This window comes from Amycolatopsis sp. NPDC004368 (assembly GCF_053602515.1).
The window spans coordinates 60521-79329 of record NZ_JBSGDT010000009.1; the positions used below are offsets into that span (position 1 = coordinate 60521).

Annotated in this window: 19 protein-coding genes and 1 pseudogene; 17 read left to right on the forward strand and 3 right to left on the reverse strand. The window is 72.0% G+C overall.

What is annotated here, in order from left to right:
- Positions 1–90: 90 nt before the first annotated feature.
- The 6 genes and pseudogenes from ACWEOE_RS15595 (at position 91) to ACWEOE_RS15620 (ending at position 7839) form a co-directional block, all read left to right on the forward strand.
- On the forward strand, positions 91–1527 hold the full coding sequence (locus ACWEOE_RS15595; protein WP_452008982.1) for an amidohydrolase family protein: 1437 nt from the start codon (positions 91–93) through the stop codon (positions 1525–1527).
- Positions 1528–1611: 84 nt separating this feature from the next.
- The gene (gene ligD, locus ACWEOE_RS15600) at positions 1612–2607 is read left to right on the forward strand and encodes a non-homologous end-joining DNA ligase (protein WP_452008984.1); all 996 of its coding nucleotides are present in this window, start codon (positions 1612–1614) and stop codon (positions 2605–2607) included.
- Between the two features lie 274 nt (positions 2608–2881).
- Positions 2882–3256 (forward strand): annotated as a pseudogene (locus tag ACWEOE_RS15605) (hypothetical protein); the annotation flags it as partial.
- Positions 3257–3614: 358 nt separating this feature from the next.
- Complete coding sequence (locus ACWEOE_RS15610) at positions 3615–4313, forward strand: hypothetical protein (protein WP_452008986.1); 699 nt, start codon at positions 3615–3617, stop codon at positions 4311–4313.
- An 18-nt stretch (positions 4314–4331) separates the two neighbouring features.
- Complete coding sequence (locus ACWEOE_RS15615; RefSeq protein WP_452008988.1) at positions 4332–6476, forward strand: bifunctional lysylphosphatidylglycerol flippase/synthetase MprF; 2145 nt, start codon at positions 4332–4334, stop codon at positions 6474–6476.
- Positions 6477–6534: 58 nt separating this feature from the next.
- Positions 6535–7839, forward strand: a complete 1305-nt coding sequence (locus ACWEOE_RS15620; protein WP_452008991.1) for an MFS transporter — start codon at positions 6535–6537, stop codon at positions 7837–7839.
- Positions 7840–7878: 39 nt separating this feature from the next.
- On the opposite strand, the gene ACWEOE_RS15625 is transcribed toward ACWEOE_RS15620, so the two are convergent.
- From ACWEOE_RS15625 to ACWEOE_RS15635, 3 genes are read right to left on the reverse strand one after another with little or no spacing between them, the layout of a single operon-like run.
- Positions 7879–10224 (reverse strand): aerobic carbon-monoxide dehydrogenase large subunit, encoded by a 2346-nt coding sequence (locus ACWEOE_RS15625; protein WP_452008993.1) that lies wholly within the window; start codon positions 10222–10224, stop codon positions 7879–7881.
- Positions 10221–10694 carry a (2Fe-2S)-binding protein gene (locus ACWEOE_RS15630; RefSeq protein ID WP_452008995.1) on the reverse strand — a complete coding sequence of 158 codons (474 nt, stop codon included), beginning with the start codon at positions 10692–10694 and terminating at the stop codon, positions 10221–10223. Before ACWEOE_RS15630 ends, ACWEOE_RS15625 begins: the two co-directional genes overlap by 4 nt.
- Positions 10679–11557, reverse strand: coding sequence for an FAD binding domain-containing protein (locus ACWEOE_RS15635; protein ID WP_452008998.1), 879 nt, complete (start codon positions 11555–11557; stop codon positions 10679–10681). Before ACWEOE_RS15635 ends, ACWEOE_RS15630 begins: the two co-directional genes overlap by 16 nt.
- 177 nt (positions 11558–11734) lie before the next feature.
- Here ACWEOE_RS15635 and ACWEOE_RS15640 point away from each other — a divergent pair, with 177 nt between their 5' ends.
- From ACWEOE_RS15640 to ACWEOE_RS15690, 11 genes are read left to right on the forward strand one after another with little or no spacing between them, the layout of a single operon-like run.
- A complete protein-coding gene (locus ACWEOE_RS15640) occupies positions 11735–11971 on the forward strand; it encodes a hypothetical protein (RefSeq protein WP_452009001.1) in 237 nt (78 codons plus the stop codon).
- A gap of 10 nt (positions 11972–11981) precedes the next feature.
- Positions 11982–12848: an FAD binding domain-containing protein gene (locus tag ACWEOE_RS15645; RefSeq protein WP_452009003.1), complete on the forward strand. Its 867-nt coding sequence runs from the start codon at positions 11982–11984 to the stop codon at positions 12846–12848.
- Positions 12845–13363, forward strand: a complete 519-nt coding sequence (locus ACWEOE_RS15650; protein WP_452009004.1) for a (2Fe-2S)-binding protein — start codon at positions 12845–12847, stop codon at positions 13361–13363. Before ACWEOE_RS15645 ends, ACWEOE_RS15650 begins: the two co-directional genes overlap by 4 nt.
- A 10-nt stretch (positions 13364–13373) precedes the next feature.
- Positions 13374–15764, forward strand: coding sequence for an aerobic carbon-monoxide dehydrogenase large subunit (locus tag ACWEOE_RS15655; protein WP_452009006.1), 2391 nt, complete (start codon positions 13374–13376; stop codon positions 15762–15764).
- Between the two features lie 10 nt (positions 15765–15774).
- The gene (locus tag ACWEOE_RS15660; protein WP_452009008.1) at positions 15775–16710 is read left to right on the forward strand and encodes an XdhC family protein; all 936 of its coding nucleotides are present in this window, start codon (positions 15775–15777) and stop codon (positions 16708–16710) included.
- Positions 16704–17288, forward strand: coding sequence for an SRPBCC family protein (locus tag ACWEOE_RS15665; RefSeq protein WP_452009010.1), 585 nt, complete (start codon positions 16704–16706; stop codon positions 17286–17288). The genes ACWEOE_RS15660 and ACWEOE_RS15665 overlap by 7 nt, the downstream gene beginning before the upstream one ends.
- Positions 17289–17298: 10 nt before the next feature.
- Complete coding sequence (locus tag ACWEOE_RS15670; RefSeq protein WP_452009013.1) at positions 17299–17553, forward strand: hypothetical protein; 255 nt, start codon at positions 17299–17301, stop codon at positions 17551–17553.
- A gap of 13 nt (positions 17554–17566) precedes the next feature.
- A complete protein-coding gene (locus tag ACWEOE_RS15675) occupies positions 17567–17794 on the forward strand; it encodes a hypothetical protein (RefSeq protein WP_452009016.1) in 228 nt (75 codons plus the stop codon).
- Positions 17795–17807: 13 nt separating this feature from the next.
- Entirely contained in the window at positions 17808–18050 is a 243-nt protein-coding gene (locus tag ACWEOE_RS15680) for a hypothetical protein (protein ID WP_452009019.1), read from the forward strand.
- A 2-nt stretch (positions 18051–18052) separates the two neighbouring features.
- The gene (locus ACWEOE_RS15685; protein WP_452009021.1) at positions 18053–18322 is read left to right on the forward strand and encodes a hypothetical protein; all 270 of its coding nucleotides are present in this window, start codon (positions 18053–18055) and stop codon (positions 18320–18322) included.
- Positions 18319–18678 carry a hypothetical protein gene (locus ACWEOE_RS15690; protein ID WP_452009024.1) on the forward strand — a complete coding sequence of 120 codons (360 nt, stop codon included), beginning with the start codon at positions 18319–18321 and terminating at the stop codon, positions 18676–18678. The genes ACWEOE_RS15685 and ACWEOE_RS15690 overlap by 4 nt, the downstream gene beginning before the upstream one ends.
- The last annotated feature ends 131 nt before the right edge of the window (positions 18679–18809 follow it).

Genomic DNA, 18809 nt, shown 5'->3' on the forward strand with positions numbered 1-18809 from the left:
AAAGGTGTCTGCACCCCACTGGTTGTCCGCTGAGCGGACGAGTGTACGCGCCAAGGAGTCCAGCTGTCCCGGCGCGGAGGAGAGGCAGCCATGAGCGAGCCCACCGGCCGGCCGGTCGTTCTGCGCGGCGGGACCGTGCTGACCGTCGACGCCACCCGCCGCGTGTTGCCCGGGCACGACGTGCTGGTCACCGGCGACACGATCACCGCCATCGGCTCGGAGCTGGCCGTGCCCGAGGGCACCGTGGAGATCGACGCGACCGGCGGCATCGTGATGCCGGGCATGATCGACACGCACCGGCACATGTGGCAGACGGCGATGCGCGGCTACGGCGCCGACTGGACGCTCACGCAGTACTTCGTCTGGTACTACCTGGAGCACGGCAAGGCTTTCCGGCCCGTGGACGTACACGCCGGCAACCTGCTGTCCGCCTGGGAAGCGCTCGACGCCGGCGTGACGACCACAGTGGACTGGTCGCACGGGCTGCAGACGACCGAGCACGCCGACGCGGCCGTCGACGCGCTGCAGGCCGTGCCGGGCCGGTTCGTGCTGGCGTACGGCAACATCCAGGACGCACCCGCGCACTGGACCGCCACGCCGGAGTTCCGCGCCTTCGTCGCCCGCCGCGTGACCGGCGACCCGATGCTCGGGTTCCAGCTGGCCTTCGACGTGACCGGCGACCCGGAGTTCCCGGAGAAGCCGGCGTTCGAGGTCGCGCGGGAGCTCGGCGTGCCCGTGACCACCCACGCGGGCGTGTGGGGCGCGACCGGCGACGACGGCATCCGCCTCATGCACGACCACGGGTTCATGACGCCGGAGACGGTCTACGTGCACGGCGCTTCGCTGTCGGCCGACTCGTACCACCGGATCGCGGCGACCGGCGGCTCGGTGTCGGTGTCGACCGAGAGCGAGCAGAGCGCGGGCCAGGGCTACCCGCCCACCTGGGCCCTGCGCGCGCACGGGATCCCGGTCTCGCTGTCGATGGACACGTCGGTGTGGTGGAGCGGCGACCTGTTCTCCGCCATGCGCAGCACGCTGGGCGCCGACCGCTCGCGTGAGCACCTGGAGGCGCACGCGAAGGGTGACACGGTCACGCACGCCGCACTGCGGGCCGAGCAGGTGGTGGAGTGGGCCACGCTCGGCGGTGCGCGGGCGCTCGGGCGGTCGGGTGAGCTCGGCAGCGTCGAGGTGGGCAAGAAGGCCGACCTGGTGCTGGTGAAAAACGATCACTCACCCGTTTCGTTCCCGTTGCTCAACCCCCACGGGCACATCGCGTTCCAGGCCCAGCGCGGCGACGTGCACACCGTGCTGGTCGACGGCCGCGTCGTGAAGCGCGACGGCCGGCTCGTGGACGTCGATCTCGCGGCAGTGCGGCGCACAGTGGAACAGACGGTGGAACACCTGCGTGCCGAGCTGGGCGAGGAGGCGTGGCAGCAGGGGATGAACCCCGACGTGCCCGAGGCGAAGGTCCTCGACAACCCCTACACCTACACCGACTACCAGAGCGGCAGCACGCACGGCGGTTGATCCACTGTGGACCTTCCCTGAGCGCGATCGCCGCGAACGCCTTACGGTGGAGCGGCGGGGAAGACGTCGACGAGGGAGGCGCGCATGGCCGGTGCAGCGGATCGATCACGGGTGCCGGGCCCGATCGAGCCGATGCTCGCGACCCCCGACGGTGGCGTGCTGCGCGACGGGCCGGACTACGCGTACGAGTTCAAATGGGACGGCTACCGCTCGATCATGCGCGTGGCCGCCGACGGCACGACCGTGCTGACGAGCCGCAACAACAACGACTTCACCGGCCGGTTCCCCGAGCTGTCCGGCGTGTTCGCCGATGCGCTGGGCGGCCGGCCCGCGGTCCTCGACGGCGAGATCGTGGCACTGGACGAGCAGGGCCACCCGGACTTCGGCCTGCTCCAGAACCACGACGCCACCGTGTCGTACTTCGCCTTCGACGTCCTCCGGCTCGGCGGCGACTCCCTGCTCGACGCCACCTACGACGAACGGCGTGCGGTGCTGGAGGAACTGGAGCCGCCGGACCGCCGCGTCGTGGCCATCACCCCGTCCTACAGCCACAGCGACCTGTCCGCGCAGGGGATGAGCCCGCAGGACCTGCTGGACGTCGCGCGCAAGATGATGCTGGAAGGCCTGGTGGTCAAGGCGCGCGCCTCGAAGTACCACCCGGGCCGGCGCAGCCCGGACTGGCTCAAGCACCCCCTGATCCGCACCACGGAGGTCGTGCTCGGCGGCTGGCGTCCGGGGCAAGGCCGCCGCTCCGGCACGCTGGGCGCCTTGCTGCTCGGCGCGCACGACCCCGTTTCGGGTGACCTGCTTTACCTGGGCGACGTGGGGACCGGGTTCACCGACCGGATGCTGGTGGAGCTGCGCTCGACGCTGGCGCCGTGGGAACGCTCCTCGAGCCCCTTCGCGAACGCCGTGCCCCGCGACCGTGCCCGCGGTGCGCACTGGCTGGATCCCGCGCTCGTGGGGGAGGTCGTCTACCGCCGCCTCACCCCGGGCGACGGGCGGCTGAGGCACACGGCGTGGCGGGGGCTGAGGCCGGACCGGAAACCGGGTGAGGTGACGGTTCCCTTGGCGCAGTGAATGCACCGTGGTGCCGATGCGGTGATCACGATTCTCACTGGTCGCGTGTTGCGCCGGCATCGGCCTCCCGAATCCGGGTTCGGCGTCGCCCAGCCCCTTCGGCGAGCCCCGTCGCCGGCGAGGTCAGTGTGACCCGGCGATGACGTGCGGTCGGTGGCCCCGGGCGGACGCTTCACCCGGCGCCGCAGCAGGCTGTACCGGAAAGTGGCGATGGATCCCGCCGGGGCCCACGGCCTGAACCGCCGGCTGTGCCGGCTGATGGCTTCACCCGCAGCGTCGGCTGCCGTTCGGTTCGGATCTGCCGCTGCTGATCGTCATCGTCGATTCCCCCGAGAAGATCCGGGGATTCCTCGCACAGCTCGACGACCTCGAGCTCACCGCACCCGGGGTGATCGACGAGCTCGAGTCTCTCCGCCTCGTCGAGTCGGCTCCGGCCCGCCGTTGCGGTCGGCGACGAGCGCAAGAGCTGCCTCGACGAATCCGTGCCGGCGTTCACCCATCCGGCGGCAGCCGAACGGGTCCCCTGGACCACCTCACGCCAAGGCCGCACCCCGATCCGCTGACAGTCCGCTCGTTCGAAGCACTCGGCCACCACCGGGTGATCTCGGCGGCGGGCGGGTTTTTCAGCGTCGCCGCGCTCATCGGCTGATCATCGGGCGGCCGGTGGTGGCGGACGATCAGTCGCGGAGTGTCCACAGTGCTCTCGCGTGGCCCGAGTCCGGAGGTTCGGTCCACTGTGGCCGGTGGTCGCGGAACTGTTCGGCGGCAGCAGCATTCCGTCGGCGGCCGGCGCGCAGCGGAGTCCCGCCGAACGAGCCGGACGGGCGTGTCGAGGGACCGCCGCCACAGCCGCGACCTCGCCGGGGATCGCGGCCGTGAACCGCGTGGCCACCCACTGGCCGGCGCCGAACCGGGTAATCCTGCCCGATAACGGGGTTACCATCCCGTTCACGCACTTCCCACCGGAGCCACTCGGTGGGGCCTGTCTTCGAGCCGGGGAGGCGCCGATGACCGCTACCTATCCGCCGCGGCGCAGTCCGGCGCGGATCGCCGTCATCGTGATTTCCGTGGTCGCCCTCGTGATCGGCGTGTGTCTCGCCGTGGGTGGCGGGTTGCTGCTGCTGCTGTTCGGATCGGGCGGGTCGCTGAAGTCGGGGGAGCACACCGTGTCGACGCCGACCGCGGCGATCGTGACGGACACCGCGCAGATCACCGACACCAACCGGCTCACGAGGGCGCTCGGGTCACCGTCGGTGACCGTGCACGGTTCGGGCGGCAACACCTCCGGGCTGTTCATCGGGATCGGGCCCGCGGCGGAGGTCGACCGGTACCTGACGGGCGTGGCGATCGAGCAGGCGCGCAACATCGACCTCGACCCGTTCGCGCTCGACTCCGTGCGCCGCGACGGGACGCCGCTCGCGGTGCCGCCGGCCACGCAGCCGTTCTGGGTCGCTTCCGGGGCCACGGACGTGACCTGGCCGATCGCCGACGGTGACTTCCGCGCGGTCGTGATGAACGCCGACGGCACGCCCGGCGTGGACTCCCGGCTCGCCGTGGACCTGAACCTGCCGGGGCTCTTCGGCTACGCGCTCGGGTTCTTCATCGGCGGTCTCGTGCTGGTCGTGGCCGCGATCGTCGCGCTCGCGCTGGGCCGGCCGCGCCCCCGGGTCCCGCAGCCCACGGCGCCCGCGCCGCCGCGGTACTGACGCGGCGGACCGGCGACCATGGCGGAGCACAGCATCGACCAGACCGTCGAGCACGCGAAAACCCCCGAGCTCCTCACCCGCACGCGGTCGATCGCGCTGCTGCTGTGGCGGCGCGCGCCGTTCACCACCGCGGTGGTCGTGGCGATGGTCGCCCTCGGCCTCGCGACGGGCACCCTCTGGAGCGCCGTCGAAACGCGCGAGTGGTTCCCGCAGGTGTCCTACGGGCTGCCCTCGCTCACTGCCGGGCGCTGGTGGACGTTCCTCACCGGACCGTTCTTCGCGCTCAACCCGCTCTTCTACCTCCCCGTGGCCGGCGGCTTCGCGCTGCTCGTCGGCCCGGCCGAGGCACGGCTGGGCACCCGCCGGACCGCCGCGATCGCCGTCGGCGCACAGCTGGCCGCCACGCTCGGTGCGGCGTTGATCCTGCTGGCGTTGCGCGGCACCGGCTGGGACTGGGCGGTGCAGCTCGCCGGACGCACCGACGTCGGTTTTTCGGCGGGCGCGCTGGCTGTGGTCGCGGTGGTGAGTGCGACCATCCGCTCGCCGTGGCGGCTGCGGTTGCGGGCGCTGCTGTGCGTGTACGTCGGGGTGTCGATCCTCTACATCGGCACGCTCGCCGACCTGGAGCACCTGCTCGCCGTCGGGCTCACGCTGCCGTTCGCGCGCCGCCTCGCCGGCCCGAAACGCATCCGGTCCACCGGCCGCCCGACGCGGCGGGAGTGGCGGCTGCTCGCGGTCACCGGCCTGGTCGTGGCCGGGGCCGTGCAGATCGTGGTGCGCATCGCACCGGGCACGAGCCCGCTCGGGTCCACGGCGGGCCAGGCGGACTCGGCGCCGGAGCTGGCCATCGTGCTCGTGGTGATCGCCTTGATGATCAACGGGCTGCGGCGCGGCAAACGGGCCGCGTGGCGGTGGGCCGTGGGGCTCGCGTCGCTGATCGTCGCGCTCGGGGTCGTGATCGCGGTGCTCGTGCTCGTCGCCGAGATCTTCGGGCTGGCCTACACGATCGAAAACGCGTCGTTCCTCGTCGCCGACGCCGTGCTCTGGGGCGCGATGCTGACGCTGCTCATCGCGGCCCGCGGCGCCTTTCGCGTGCCCTCACGTCGCAAACGGCGCCGCGCCCTGGGCTCGCGCGACGTCGAGGGCGCCACGGAACTGCTGCAACGCCACGGCGGCGGCACGCTGTCGTGGATGACGGTCTGGCCCGAGAACTTCCACTTCTTCGGCCCTGACGGTGAGTCCTACCTCGCCTACCGCCGCCACGCCGGCGTCGCCATCGCCCTCGGCGACCCGATCGGGCCCGCGGCCGGGCGCGCGGCCACGATCACCGCGTTCGCGGAGCTGTGCGAGAACTCGGGCCTGGTGCCGTGCCTGTTCTCGGTCACGGACGACACGACCGCGGTCACGGCGTCGCTGGGCTGGTCGTGCGTCCAGGTCGCCGAGGACACGCTCGTGGACCTCGCCGGGCTGGAGTTCAAGGGCAAGGCGTGGCAGAACGTGCGCTCGGCGCTGAACCGCGCGGGCAAGGAGGGCGTGGAGTTCCGCCTGGTCACGCTCGCCGACGAGCAGTGGTCGCTCGTGGCGCAGGTGCGCGCGATCTCCGAGGAGTGGGTGGGCGACAAGGGCATGCCCGAGATGGGCTTCACCCTCGGCGGCGTGGACGAGGCCCTCGACCCGCGCACCCGCGTGGGCCTGGCGGTCGACGCCGACGGGGTGGTGCAGGGCGTCACGTCGTGGCTGCCGGTGTACCGCGGCGACGGCGAGGTCGAAGGCTGGACGCTCGACGTGATGCGCCGCCGCGGCAACGGGTTCCGGGGTGCGGTGGAGTTCCTGATCGCGTCGAGCTGCCAGGCGTTCCGCGCCGAGGGCGCGCGGTTCGTGTCGCTCTCGGGCGCCCCGCTGGCCCGCGCGCCGGAGGCCCCGCCCGCCGCGCCGCTCGAAAAGCTCCTCGACTCGTTCGGCGGAGCGATGGAGCCGTACTACGGGTTCCGCTCGCTGCACGCGTTCAAGACGAAGTTCAAGCCGCGGTACGTGCCGATGTACCTGGCCTACCGCGAGGAAGCCGACCTGCCGCGGATCGGCGTGGGGCTGGCGCGGGCGTACCTGCCGGACGCGTCGATCGGGTCGCTCGTGCGGATGGGCAGGAACTCACAGGGAGCTTGATCACTCCGAGGACTTCTGGCCATTCCGCTCCTGACCTGCGCGCACTATGCTCGCCGCCGTGATCGACAGGGGAGAGGCCGGCGTCGTCGTGCGCGGCGAACACGTCCGGCGGGTCGCGGTGGCGAGCGCGATCGGCACGACCATCGAGTGGTACGACTACTTCATCTACAGCACCGCCACCGCGCTGGTGTTCAACAAGCTCTTTTTTCCTTCGCTGTCCCCGGCTTCGGGCACGCTGGCGGCGTTCGCGACGCTCGGCGTGGGCTTCGTCGCGCGGCCGCTGGGTGGGATCGTATGGGGCCACTTCGGCGACCGCGTCGGCCGCAAGGCGATGCTCGTCGCGTCGCTGGTCCTGATGGGCCTCGCGACCGCCGCGGTCGGCGTGCTGCCCACGTTCTCGCAGGCCGGCGTGCTGGCACCCGTGCTGCTGGTCGTGCTGCGGGTGCTGCAGGGCATCTCCGCCGGCGGCGAATGGGGCGGCGCGGCGCTGATGGCCGTCGAACACGCCCCGCCCGGCCGGCGCGGGCGCTACGGCTCGTTCTCGCAGATCGGCGTACCCGCGGGGCTGATCATCGCGCAGCTGGTGTTCTTCACGGTGACCAGCTCGCTGTCCCCGGAGGACTTCCGCTCGTGGGGCTGGCGCGTGCCGTTCCTCGTGAGCCTGGTGCTCGTGGTCGTCGGCCTGGTGATCCGGCTGCGCGTGGAGGAGAGCCCGGTGTTCGCCCACCTGCGCGCGACCGGCGAACGCAGCCGCGTGCCGATTGTCGATGTGCTGCGGCAGCGGCCGCGCTCCGTGGTGGTGGCGGCGCTGAGCTTCATCGCCAACACGGCGCTCGGGTACGTGTTCTTCGCGTACCTGCTGTCCTACGGCACTTCCGTGCTCAAGCTGAGCAGCACCACGATGCTCGTGGAGATCATCGTGGGCAGCGTGGTGTGGCTCGCGAGCATCATCGCGGGCGCGATCTGGTCCGACCGCGTCGGGCGCAAACGGGTGTACCTCGTGGGGTCCGTGCTGCTCGTGGTGTGGTCGATCCCGTTTTTCCTGCTCGTGGACACGCGCCAGCCGTGGCTGCTCGGCGTCGCGGTGGTCGTGCTGAACCTCGGTCTAGGTGCCACGTACGGGCCGCAATCGGCGTTGTTCGCGGAGCTGTTCGAGGCCCGCTTCCGCTACAGCGGCGCTTCCTTCGCCTACGCCGTGGGCGCCGTCCTGGGCGGCGGCTTCGCGCCCCTGATCGCAACGGCGTTGCAGACGTCGACGGGGACGTCGTTTTCGGTGTCGTTGTACATGGTGGCGGTGGCGTTGATCAGTCTCGGTGCGGTGATCGCGTTTCCGCGGACCACGGCGAATTCAGCCGTTGAGTGAATCCGCCTTCGCGGACATCACGAGGTCCTGGCAGGTGGGTCAGGGGATCGCCAGGTCAGGACGCAGAGGCGCGCCACGCATCGCGCGCCAGACCGCGGCCGGCGTGAGCGGCATGTCGGCGTGGACGACGCCGAAGGGCGCCAGCGCGTCGACCACCGCGTTGACCACGGCGGCGGGGGAGCCGACGGTGGCCGACTCGCCGATGCCCTTCGCGCCGATCGGGTGGTGCGGGGAGGGCGTGACGGTCTCGCCGAGTTCCCACGAAGGGCACTCCAGCGCCGTGGGCAGCAGGTAGTCCATGAACGAGCCGCCGAGGTGGTTGCCCTCGGCGTCGAAGGCCATGAGTTCCATCAGGGCCATGCCGATGCCGTCGGCGAGGCCGCGGTGCACCTGGCCCGCCACGATCATCGGGTTGATCCGCACGCCGCAGTCGTCCACGGCGACGAAGCGGCGCACGCGCACCTGGCCGGTGTCCGCGTCGACGTCGACCACGCACAGGTACGCGCCGAAGGGGTAGGTCAGGTTCGGTGGGCTGTACACGGTGCTGGCGTCGAGCTGTCCCTCCACACCGTCGGGCAGCGCGAGGTCGGAGTGGGCGGCCAGCGCGATCTCGCGGATCGTGTGCCCGCGCCCGGGCACGCCGCGCACGAACCAGCGCCCGCGTTCCCACTCCAGGTCGTCCGGGCTCACCTCGAGCATCGCCGACGCCACCTGCCGCGCGCGGTCGCGCACCTTGCGGGCCACGGTCACGGCGGCGGCTCCGGACACGGGCGTCGAGCGGGAGCCGTAGGTGCCGAGGCCGAACGGCGTGTGGTCGGTGTCGCCCTGCACCACCTCGACCTCGTCGGGCGGGATGCCGAGCTCGGCCGACACGAGCTGCGCGAACGTCGTCTCGTGGCCCTGGCCCTGCGACATGCACGAAAGCCGCAGCACGGCCGAGCCGGTGGGGTGCACGCGCAGCTCGGCGCCGTCGGCCATGCCGAAGCCGAGGATGTCCATGTGCTCGCGCGGGCCGGCGCCCACGGCCTCGGTGAAAAAGCTCAGCCCCAGCCCCATGAGCTCGCCGCGGGCCCGTTTCGACGCCTGCTCGCGGCGTAGCTCGTCGTAGCCCGCCAGCTCCTTCAGCAGTGTCAGCGCCCGCGGGTAGTCGCCCGAGTCGTACTGCCAGCCGGTGGCGCACGTGTACGGGAACTGCTCGGGCCGAAGCAGGTTGCGCATCCGCAGCTCCGCCGGATCCAGACCCAGTTCGCGCGCCAGCACGTCCATCATCCGCTCGACCACGTACACCGCTTCGGTGATCCGGAACGAACACGCGTACGCGACCCCGCCCGGCGCCTTGTTCGTGTACACGCCGGTGACCGAGCAGAACGCGGCCGGCAGGTCGTAGGACCCGGTGAACACGTGGAAGAACCCGGCCGGGAACTTCGCGGGCTGCGCGGTGCCGTTGAACGCACCGTGGTCGGCGAGCACCCGCACGCGCAGCCCCAGCAGCCTGCCCTCGCGGGTTGCCGCGATCTCGCCGCTCATGTGGTAGTCGCGGGCGAACGACGTGCTCATCAGGTTCTCGGACCGGTCCTCGGTCCACTTCACCGGCCGCCCGGTGACCATCGAGCCCACCACCGCGCACAGGTACCCGGGATACATCCCGACCTTGTTGCCGAACCCGCCGCCGATGTCGGGCGCGACGATGCGGATCCGGTGCTCCGGCAGGCCCGTGATCCGCGAGTACAGCAACCGGTGCGCGTGCGGGGCCTGCGCGGTGGCCCACACCGTGAGCTTGCCGGTGATCGCGTCGACGTCGGCCACCGCGCCGCACGTCTCCAGCGGTGCCGGGTGCACCCGCGGGTACAGCATGTCCTGCCGCGCCACCACGTCCGCGGCGGCGAACGCGGCCTCGGTCGCGGCCTCGTCACCGGAGGACCAGTCGAACACGTGGTTGTCGGCCTTGCCGAGGTCGTCGCGGATCACCGCGGCGCCGGGGGCGAGCGCGGCCCGCGCGTCGACGACCGCCGGCAGCGGTTCGTACTCGACGTCGATCAGCTCCAGCGCATCCCTTGCGGCATAACGGTTCTCCGCGATGACGAACGCGATCTCCTGGCCCTGGAAGCGGACCTTGTCGGTGGCCAGCACGGCCTGCACGTCGTGCGAGAGCGTCGGCATCCACGCCATGCCGCGCTCGGCGAGATCCCGCCCGGTGAGCACCGCGCGGACCTTCGGGTGGGCCTCGGCCGCGCTCGTGTCCACGGACACCAGACGTGCGTGGGCGTGCGGGCTGCGCAGGATCGCGCCGTGCAGCATGCCGGGCAGCACGAGGTCGTCGACGAACTTCGCGGCGCCGCGCACGAACCGCGCGTCTTCCTTGCGGGGCAGCGATCCGAAGGTCATGCCGATGCTCCGTCCGGGTGCTCGGCCGCCCAGCGGATCGAGCGGACGATGTTCTCGTAGCCGGTGCAGCGGCACAGCTGCCCGGAGATCGCCTCGCGGATCACGGCCTCGCTCGGGTCCGGGTCGTGGTCGAGCAGCCAGCGCGCGGTCATCAGCATGCCCGGCGTGCAGAACCCGCACTGGATCCCGTGGCACGCCACGAAACCCTCCTGCACGGGATCCAGCTCCGCACCGTGGCCGAGGTCCTCGACGGTGCGCACGCGCTTGCCGTCGGCCATCGCGGCCAGCACCGTGCACGATTTCACCGGCACGTCGTCGAGCCACACCACGCAGGTGCCGCAGTTGGACGTGTCGCAGCCCCAGTGCGTGCCGGTGAGCCCGAGTTCGTCGCGCAGCAGGTGCACGAGCAGCAGCCGCGGCTCGATCGTGCGGCGGCAGGGTTCGCCGTTGACCGTCACCGTGATGTCCACGACGCCGTCCTCTCCGCCGCCCGGTGCAGCGCGCGGGTGGTGAGCGTGGCGACGAGGTGGCGTTTGTAGTCCACCGGCCCGCGTTGGTCGGCGGTGGGGCGGCAGTGCTCGGCCGCGATGAGGCCGGCCTTCTCGAAGCGGTCCGCCGAAGCGGCGCCGCCCCGCAGGAAGTCCTCGGCTTCGGCCGCGACGAACCGCGGCGCGCCGACCGCCGTGAGCCCGACGCCGGCCTCGGCCACCACGCCACCCTCGAGCACCAGCGCGGCCCCGGCGGCTGCCACCGCCCAGTCGCCCGCGCGGCGGCCGACCTTCGCGTACGCGCTCGCGCCGCCCTTGCGGATCGGCAGCCGCACCTGCACCAGCAGCTCGGCCGGGCCGACGACCGTGCCGTAGGGGCCGGTGAAAAACTCGCGCACCGGCACGGTCCGCGTGGCCTCGGCACCGCGGATGACGGCGGTCGCGCGCACCGCCGTGAACGCGGCCGAGAGGTCCTCCGACGGGTCCGCCTGGCACAGCGACCCGCCGATCGTGCCGCGGTTGCGCACGATCGGATCGGCGATCACTCGCTCGGCGTCGGGCAGGATCGGGAACAGCTCGCCCGCCTGGGCGGAGGCGAGCAGCTCGGCGTGGCGCACGAGCGCGCCGATGCGCAGCTCGCCGTCGGCGACCTCGATGCCCGCCAGCTCGCCCAGCTCGTTGACGTCGATCAGCGCTTCGGGCCGGGCCAGGCGGAGTTTCATCATGGGGATCAGGCTGTGCCCGCCCGCGATCACGCGGCTTTCGGGGCCGTAGCGGGCCAACAGCGCCAGCGCGTGCTCGACGCTCGTGGCCCGCTCGTACTCGAACTGCGCCGGCACCTGCATGACGGTCGATCGTCCCCGGTGCGCGGGCGCGGGGCAACAGCGGATTAACCGATGGCCTAATCCGCGCGAGCACCCGTTGAGCGAGGGGTTAAGCAAAGGGTTAATCGCGGATTGTCGCCCGCCCCGGCCGGGCGGAGCATCACGGCAGCTGACCGACGGCGGAAGCAGGTGCGCGTGATGCGGATCGAATCCGACGGGCACAGTCGCGGCAACCCCCGGCTGTACGAGCTCGTCGAGGACGCACCGAAAGAAGGACCCGGACCGACCGTGTGGGCGTGGCCGCAGCTCGTGGACTTCCTGAAGGTCGCGGGCCGGCCGGTCGCCGGGCCGTGGCCCCCGCACCAGCGGCCGCGCCCCGAGCCGGACGAGGACACGCTGCCCACGGCCGTGGCCGAACCTCCCGAGAAAGGTTGAGGGGGTCCGCGTGTACCCGTCCCGGTTCCGCTACGAAGCGCCCCGCTCCCTGGCCGAGGCGCTCGACCTGCTGCGCACCGACGGCGACGAGGCCAAGGTGCTGGCCGGCGGGCAGAGCCTGGTGCCGCTGATGAAGCTGCGCTTCGCGGCGCCGACGCTCGTCGTCGACCTCAACACCGTGCCCGGCCTCGGCCACCACCTGCTCGACGCCGAGGGCAACCTCCACGTCGGGGCCCTGTGCCGCCACGCCGACCTCGAGCGTTCGGAGCTGATCGAGGACGCCCAGCCCACGATGGCCGCGGCCGCGCCGCTCATCGCCGATCCCATCGTGCGCAACCGCGGCACGCTGGTCGGTTCGCTGTGCCACGCCGATCCGCAGGGCGACTGGGCTTCGGTGGTGCTCGCGCTCGACGGCTCGATCGTCGCCGAGGGCCCGGCCGGGCGGCGCAGCATCCCGGTGCGCGAGTTCGTGCGAGGCCCGTTCCAGAACGCGCTGGCGCCCGACGAGATCGCCGTCGAGGCCGTGATTCCCGCACCCCGCGGCACTCCGGCGGGCAGCTACCTCAAGCTCGAACGCCGCGTCGGCGACTTCGCCACGGTCGGCGTCGCGGTGGCGGTGGAAACGCAGGCCGGCACGGTCACTCGCGCCGGCATCGCGCTCACCGGCGTGGGTGGTTCGACGATCGAGGCGACCGAAGCCGAACAAGCGCTCGTGGGCAGTGCGCTGACGCGCGAGCGGGTCGCGGAGGCCGCCGAGCTGGCCGCCGCGGCGGCGCGCCCGAAGACCGACCACCGCGGCACGGCGGGGTTCAAGCGGCACCTGGTGCGCACGTTCGTGGTGCGCGCGCTGGGCCGCACCGGGGAGGAAGCGGCATGACGAGCGTCCACGAGATCCACGAGGAAACCACCGGCGACGTCCCCCTCCGCCGCGTCACGGTCACGGTCAACGGCGAACGCCGGGTGGTCGAGTGCGAGCCGCGGCTGCTGCTGGCGCACCTGCTGCGCCAGGGGCTGCGGCTCACCGGCACGCACCTGGGCTGCGACACCACGAACTGCGGTGCCTGCACCGTGCTCGTCGACGGGCGCGCGGTGAAGTCCTGCACGATGCTCGCGGTGCAGGCCGACGGGCACGAGGTGACCACCGTGGAGGGGCTCGCCAAGGCGAGCGAGCTGCACCCGCTGCAGGAGGGCTTCCGCGAGGAACACGGCCTGCAGTGCGGCTTCTGCACGCCGGGGATGCTGCTCTCGGCCAAGGCGCTGCTGGACGAGAACCCGGATCCGTCCGAAGAGGACGTCCGCTGGGCGCTGTCGGGCAACCTGTGCCGCTGCACGGGGTACCAGAACATCGTGAAGTCGGTGCTGTGGGCCGCGGCCAAGCTGCGGTCCGAATAGGAGGCTCGACGTGTCGCAGGCGTTGGACGAGAACAAGATCGGCGGGCTCGGCGTCAGCCGCAAGCGGGTGGAGGACAACCGCTTCATCCGGGGGCGCGGCAACTACACCGACGACATCGTGCTGCCCGGCATGCTGCACCTGGAGATCCTGCGCAGCCCGCTCGCGCACGCGCGGATCAAGTCGATCGACACCAGCCGCGCGTGGGAGATCCCGGGCGTGCGGCTCGTGCTCACCGGCGAGATGGCCGCCACGCGCAACCTCGCGTGGATGCCCACCCTGTCCTACGACACCCAGGCGGTGCTCGCCACGGACAAGGTGCGGTTCCAGGGCCAGGAGGTCGCGTGCGTCGTCGCCGACGACCCCTACATCGCCAAGGACGCCTGCGAGGCCATCGACGTCGAGTACGAGCCGCTGCCGGCGATCGTGAACCCCGAGCAGGCCGTGGCCCAAGGCGCGCCGCTGATCCGCGACGACAAGGCGGGCCAGGCCGACAACGTCGTGTACCGCTGGGAGGTCGGCGACCGGGCCGGCACCGACGCGGCGTTCGAAAAGGCCGATGTGGTCTCGAAACTGCGCCTGCACTACCCGCGCTCGCACCCGTCGCCGATCGAGTGCTGCGGGTCCGTCGCGGACTTCGACCGCGCGACGGGCAAGCTCACCGTGTACCTGACCACGCAGGCGCCGCACATCATCCGCGCCGCCGTGGCGATGGTGGCGGAGCTGCCCGAGCACCTGATCCGCATCATCTCCCCGGACATCGGCGGCGGGTTCGGCAACAAGGTGCCGGTGTACCCCGGTTACGTCTGCGCCATCCTGTGCTCGATCCTGCTGGAACGGCCGGTGAAGTGGATCGAGGACAAGACCGGCAACCTGATCTCCACCGGCTTCGCGCGCGACATGTACCTCGACGGCGAGATGGCGCTGCGCGCCGACGGCAGGATCCTCGGCGTCCGCATGCACGCCGAGGCCGACCACGGCGCCTTCTTCGCCGACGCCCAGCCCAGCAAGTTCAAGATCGGGCTGCTGCACTCCACGTTCGCCTGCTACGACGTGCCCGCCGCGCACCTCACCGCCCGCGGCACCTACACCAACAAGGCACCCGGCGGCGTCGCCTACCGCTGCTCGTTCCGGGTCACCGAGGCGATGTTCTTCCAGGAACGCATGGTGCACCAGGCCGCGAAGGACCTCGGGCTCGATCCGGCGGAGTTCCGGCGGCGCAACTTCGTGCGCGCCGAGGAATTCCCGTACCGCACGCCGTTCGGGTTCCTGGTGGACTCCGGTCAGCCGCAGGCATGCCTCGACGTCGGGCTGCGGGCCGTGGGCTACGAGGATTTCCTGCGGCAGAAGGAAGAAGCGCGCAAACGCGGGCGGCGCCTGGGGATCGGGATCTCCACGATGACCGAGCCGCTCGGCGCCGGCAACAGCCGCGAGTACGACATCCTCGGCATCAAGATGTTCGACTCGGCCGAGCTGCGCGTGCACATGACCGGCAAGGCGATCCTGCGGGTCGGGGCGAAGAGCCAGGGGCAGGGCCACGAGACGACGTGGGCCCAGATCGTGAGCCACGAGCTGGGCATCCCGGCCGACGACGTGACGGTGGAGGAGGGCGACACCGACACCGCGCCGTTCGGCATGGGCACCTACGCCTCGCGCAGCACCCCGGTCGCGGGCGCGGCGATCTCCTTGGTGTCGCGCAAGATCCGGGCCAAGGCGCGCAAGCTCGCGGCGCACCTGCTCGAAGTGTCCGAAGAGGACCTGGAGTGGGAGCTCGGCCGGTTCTCCGTGCGCGGGGTGCCCGAGCACGGCGTGACGATCCAGGAGTGCGCGATGGCCGCGTACGGCAACATGCCCGACGGCATGGAGCCCGGGCTGGAGAACCACGCCTACTACGACCCGCCCAACCTGACCTGGCCCTTCGCGGTCTACATCGTGACGGTGGAGGTCGATCCGGAGACGGGTGTGTGGGACGTGCTCACCACCGTGGCCGTGGACGACTGCGGCGTGCGCATCAACCCGATGATCGTCGAGGGCCAGATCATGGGCGGGCTCACGGAGGCCTACGCCATGGCGAACATGCAGTTCATCACCTTCGACGCCGAGGGCAACTGCGTCGGCTCGAACTACCTGGACTACCTGCTGCCGACCGCGTGGGAGACGCCGGGGTTCGAGCTGCACAGCGAGGTCGTCACGCCGTCGCCGCACCACCCCATCGGCGCCAAGGGCGTGGGGGAGTGCGCCGCGGTCGGCGGCCCGGCGGCGTTCGTGAACGCGGTGATGGACGCGCTCGACGACACCGGCGTGCGCAACATCGACATGCCGCTGCTGCCCGACCGCGTGTGGGAAGCCCTTACTCAGCACCACGACGTGTCCGGTGCGCCGCCGGTGCGGACGGACGAGTGAGGTGCGCGCAGTGTCTGCTTCTGACGGTTGGGACGTTCTCGTGCAGGCGGGCGAGCTGGCCCGCCGCGGGGAAGCCTTCGCGCTCGCGACCGTGGTGTGGCGCAAGGGGCCGTCGTCGGGCAAACAGGGCTGCCGCGCGATCATCACGGCCGAGGGCGAGGTGCGCGGGTGGATCGGCGGCGCGTGCGCCGAGCCCGCCGTGATCCGCGAAGCGCACCAGGCACTCGTCGAAGGGACCCCGCGGCTGCTGCTGCTCGGTTCGCCCGGTCAGTTCGGCGCGGGGGTGCCTGAAGGCATGACGGTGGTGCCGATCTCGTGCCAGAGCGAAGGCGCGCTGGAGGTCTACGTCGAACCGGTGCTGCCCGTGCCGCACCTGGTGGTGGTCGGGCGCTCGCCGATGGCGCACACGCTGGTGGAGCTGGCGGGTTCGCTCGGCTGGCAGGCCCGGCTCGTCGAGCACACGGAGCTGGACGAGGTCACCGTGCGGTCGTTCGTGGTCGTGGCGACCCAGGGCCACCACGACGAGGAGGCCCTGCAGCGTGCGCTGGCCGCGCGGCCGGCCTACGTGGGGCTCGTCGGCTCGCGCCGGCGCGGGCAGGGTGTGCTCGGGTACCTCGCGGAGCGGGGCGTGGCGGCCGACGCGCTGGAGCGGGTGCAGGTGCCGGCCGGGCTCGACCTGGGCCGGGTGTCGCACCGGGAGATCGCGGTGGCGATCCTCGCCGAGCTCGTGCGGATCCGGGCGGCGCGCGGGGTGCCACCCGTGCCGCCCGTGCCGCCCGTGCCGACGGTGTTGGCCGAGGTCGTCGATCCGGTGTGCGGGATGACCGTCGAGGCCGACGACCCGGTGGTGTTCGAAGGACACGAGTACAGCTTCTGCTGCGCCGGCTGCCGTGCCGCGTTCCTGCGCGACCCCGGTGCGTACGCGAAGAAGGAGAGCCGATGCTGATCCGCAACCGGTTCGAGGTCGCCCAGCCCGTGGACAAGGTCTGGCGGTTCTTCGACGACGTGCCGGCCGTGGCCGCGTGCCTGCCGGGTGCCGAGCTGACCGAGGACCTCGGCGACGAGCGCTACCGCGGCCTCGTGAGCATCCGGATGGGCCCGGTGTCACTGCGGTTCGACGGCGTCGCGGCCATCACCGCACGCGACGAGGACGACCGCCGCATCGTGGTCGACGCGAGCGGCGCCGACGCACGCGGCCGCGGTCAGGCAGCCATGGTCGTCACGGCCACGCTGGCCCGCGCGACCTCGGGCACCCGCGTCGACGTGGAGCAGGACCTGCAGGTCTCCGGCGCCGCCGCGCAGTACGGGCGCGGCATGATCGCCGACGTCTCGAAGGTGCTGATGGGGCAGTTCGCCACCAACCTGCAGGACGCCATCGCGCGCGCCGAACGCGGCGACACCACCGCTGCCGGCCACGCGGCGGCCCCGGCCCAGGGGTTCACCCTCGGCCTGCGGGCGACGCTGATGGCGCTGGCGCGCGTCTTCCGCCGGTTCTTCGCGCCCTATCCGAGCACCCCGGCCTGAGGAGGCAACCGTGGTCCTGTGGTGGATCGGCAACGCCGTGCTGCTGTTCGTGGTGCTGCCCGTGGTGATCGCCCTGCTCAACCGCGTGCTGGCCGCCCTCGAGCGGATCCGCGCCGCGGCCGACGACATCCTCGCGGGCGGCGTGCGCCTGGCCGGGCAGCTCGAACCCGTGCCGGCGGCGCTCGCCCGCACCGACCGCACCATCGACGAAGTGGCCGTCGGCGCGACCCGTTACGCGGGCAGCGTCGCGAAGCTGCTGGGCTGAAAGGAGTTCCGCCATGCCTGCCGCCGCCTGGGCCACCCTGGCCATCAGCGCGCTGATCGTCCTCTTCGCCGCCGTCGGCCTGCTGCGCGTGATCCTGCACCTGCGCCACGTGCGCAGCACGCTCGGCAGCGTGCTGGGCGGCGTCCGCGTGATCGCGGACGAGACCGCGCCCGTGCCCGGTGCGCTGGGTTCGCTGAACGCGAGCCTGAAGCCGGTGCGCGACTTCTGCGAGTCGGTGTGAGAGGGGGCCGGGCATGACCACGGGCTGGATCATCGGGTTTTCCGTCGGCGGCGCGATCGTGGTGGTCGTGGTGCTGCTCGTGCTGCCGATCCTGGCGCTCGCGCGCTCGATCGGCCGCGCCGCACCGCTGATCAACGGCGAGCTCGTGGCGACCGAACGCCACACCGCCGCGTTGCGCGAGCTGCACACCACCATCGACCACGCCGAAGTCATCACCGCGGGCCTGCGCCGCGGCCGCGCGCGGCTGGGAGGCTGACCATGTCGACCGACCCGCTCTGGTGGATCGCGATCGCCGCGGGCTTCGTGGTGATCCTCGTGGTCGTGGCCTTGCTGAGCCTGCTCATCCGCGCCGTCAAGGAGATCGACCACGGCGTGGCGGGCATCCGCGACACCCTGCACGGCGCCGAGGCCAACACCCGCGACACCGCGCTCATCCCCGCCACGGCCACCCGCGTGGACGCCGTGCTCGCCGAAGGCCTGCAGCACCACCTGTTCCTCGGCCGCGTGCTCGGAAAGGTGAAATCGTGACCACCACCCTGATCGTGCTGACCGTGGTCGACATCGCCCTGCTCATCGCGGGCCTCGCGGTGTACCTGTTCTGGGTCGGCGGCCTGCTCGCCCGCATCGCCACGAACCTGGAGGACTGCGCGGAGACCGTCGCGCGCATCAACTCCCACGCCGCGGCGATCGTGCCGGGCGTCTCCCACATCAACCGCACCGGCGCCGTCGTGGCGGGCGCGCTGCCGCTGCTGTACGGGATGGCCGAGGACATCGTGGCGGGTGCGACGTACACGCCGCCGACCGGGGGGCGCCCGCCCGCGCGCCCGGCGTCGGGCACGCGGCGGTCGCGGTTGCACGACGCCGTGGGGTTCGCGGCGCACTGACCGAGCCCGACGTCATCCCCGTGGGGTGATGCCCGCCCGGTGCCGGAGCCGACAGGGTCGGGGCACCGCCGCGAACGGCGAGCCTTCCGGACGGCCGGGGCCGGCGCACGGGAAAGCGGGCAGGGGTGACG

Coding starts and splice junctions, on each gene's coding strand:
- ACWEOE_RS15595 (WP_452008982.1), top strand. CDS start 91: ATGAGCGAGCCCACCGGCCGGCCGGTCGTTCTGCGCGGCGGGACCGTG.
- ligD (WP_452008984.1), top strand. CDS start 1,612: ATGGCCGGTGCAGCGGATCGATCACGGGTGCCGGGCCCGATCGAGCCG.
- ACWEOE_RS15610 (WP_452008986.1), top strand. CDS start 3,615: ATGACCGCTACCTATCCGCCGCGGCGCAGTCCGGCGCGGATCGCCGTC.
- ACWEOE_RS15615 (WP_452008988.1), top strand. CDS start 4,332: ATGGCGGAGCACAGCATCGACCAGACCGTCGAGCACGCGAAAACCCCC.
- ACWEOE_RS15625 (WP_452008993.1), bottom strand. CDS start 10,224: ATGACCTTCGGATCGCTGCCCCGCAAGGAAGACGCGCGGTTCGTGCGC.
- ACWEOE_RS15635 (WP_452008998.1), bottom strand. CDS start 11,557: ATGCAGGTGCCGGCGCAGTTCGAGTACGAGCGGGCCACGAGCGTCGAG.
- ACWEOE_RS15640 (WP_452009001.1), top strand. CDS start 11,735: ATGCGGATCGAATCCGACGGGCACAGTCGCGGCAACCCCCGGCTGTAC.
- ACWEOE_RS15650 (WP_452009004.1), top strand. CDS start 12,845: ATGACGAGCGTCCACGAGATCCACGAGGAAACCACCGGCGACGTCCCC.
- ACWEOE_RS15665 (WP_452009010.1), top strand. CDS start 16,704: ATGCTGATCCGCAACCGGTTCGAGGTCGCCCAGCCCGTGGACAAGGTC.
- ACWEOE_RS15675 (WP_452009016.1), top strand. CDS start 17,567: ATGCCTGCCGCCGCCTGGGCCACCCTGGCCATCAGCGCGCTGATCGTC.
- ACWEOE_RS15680 (WP_452009019.1), top strand. CDS start 17,808: ATGACCACGGGCTGGATCATCGGGTTTTCCGTCGGCGGCGCGATCGTG.
- ACWEOE_RS15685 (WP_452009021.1), top strand. CDS start 18,053: ATGTCGACCGACCCGCTCTGGTGGATCGCGATCGCCGCGGGCTTCGTG.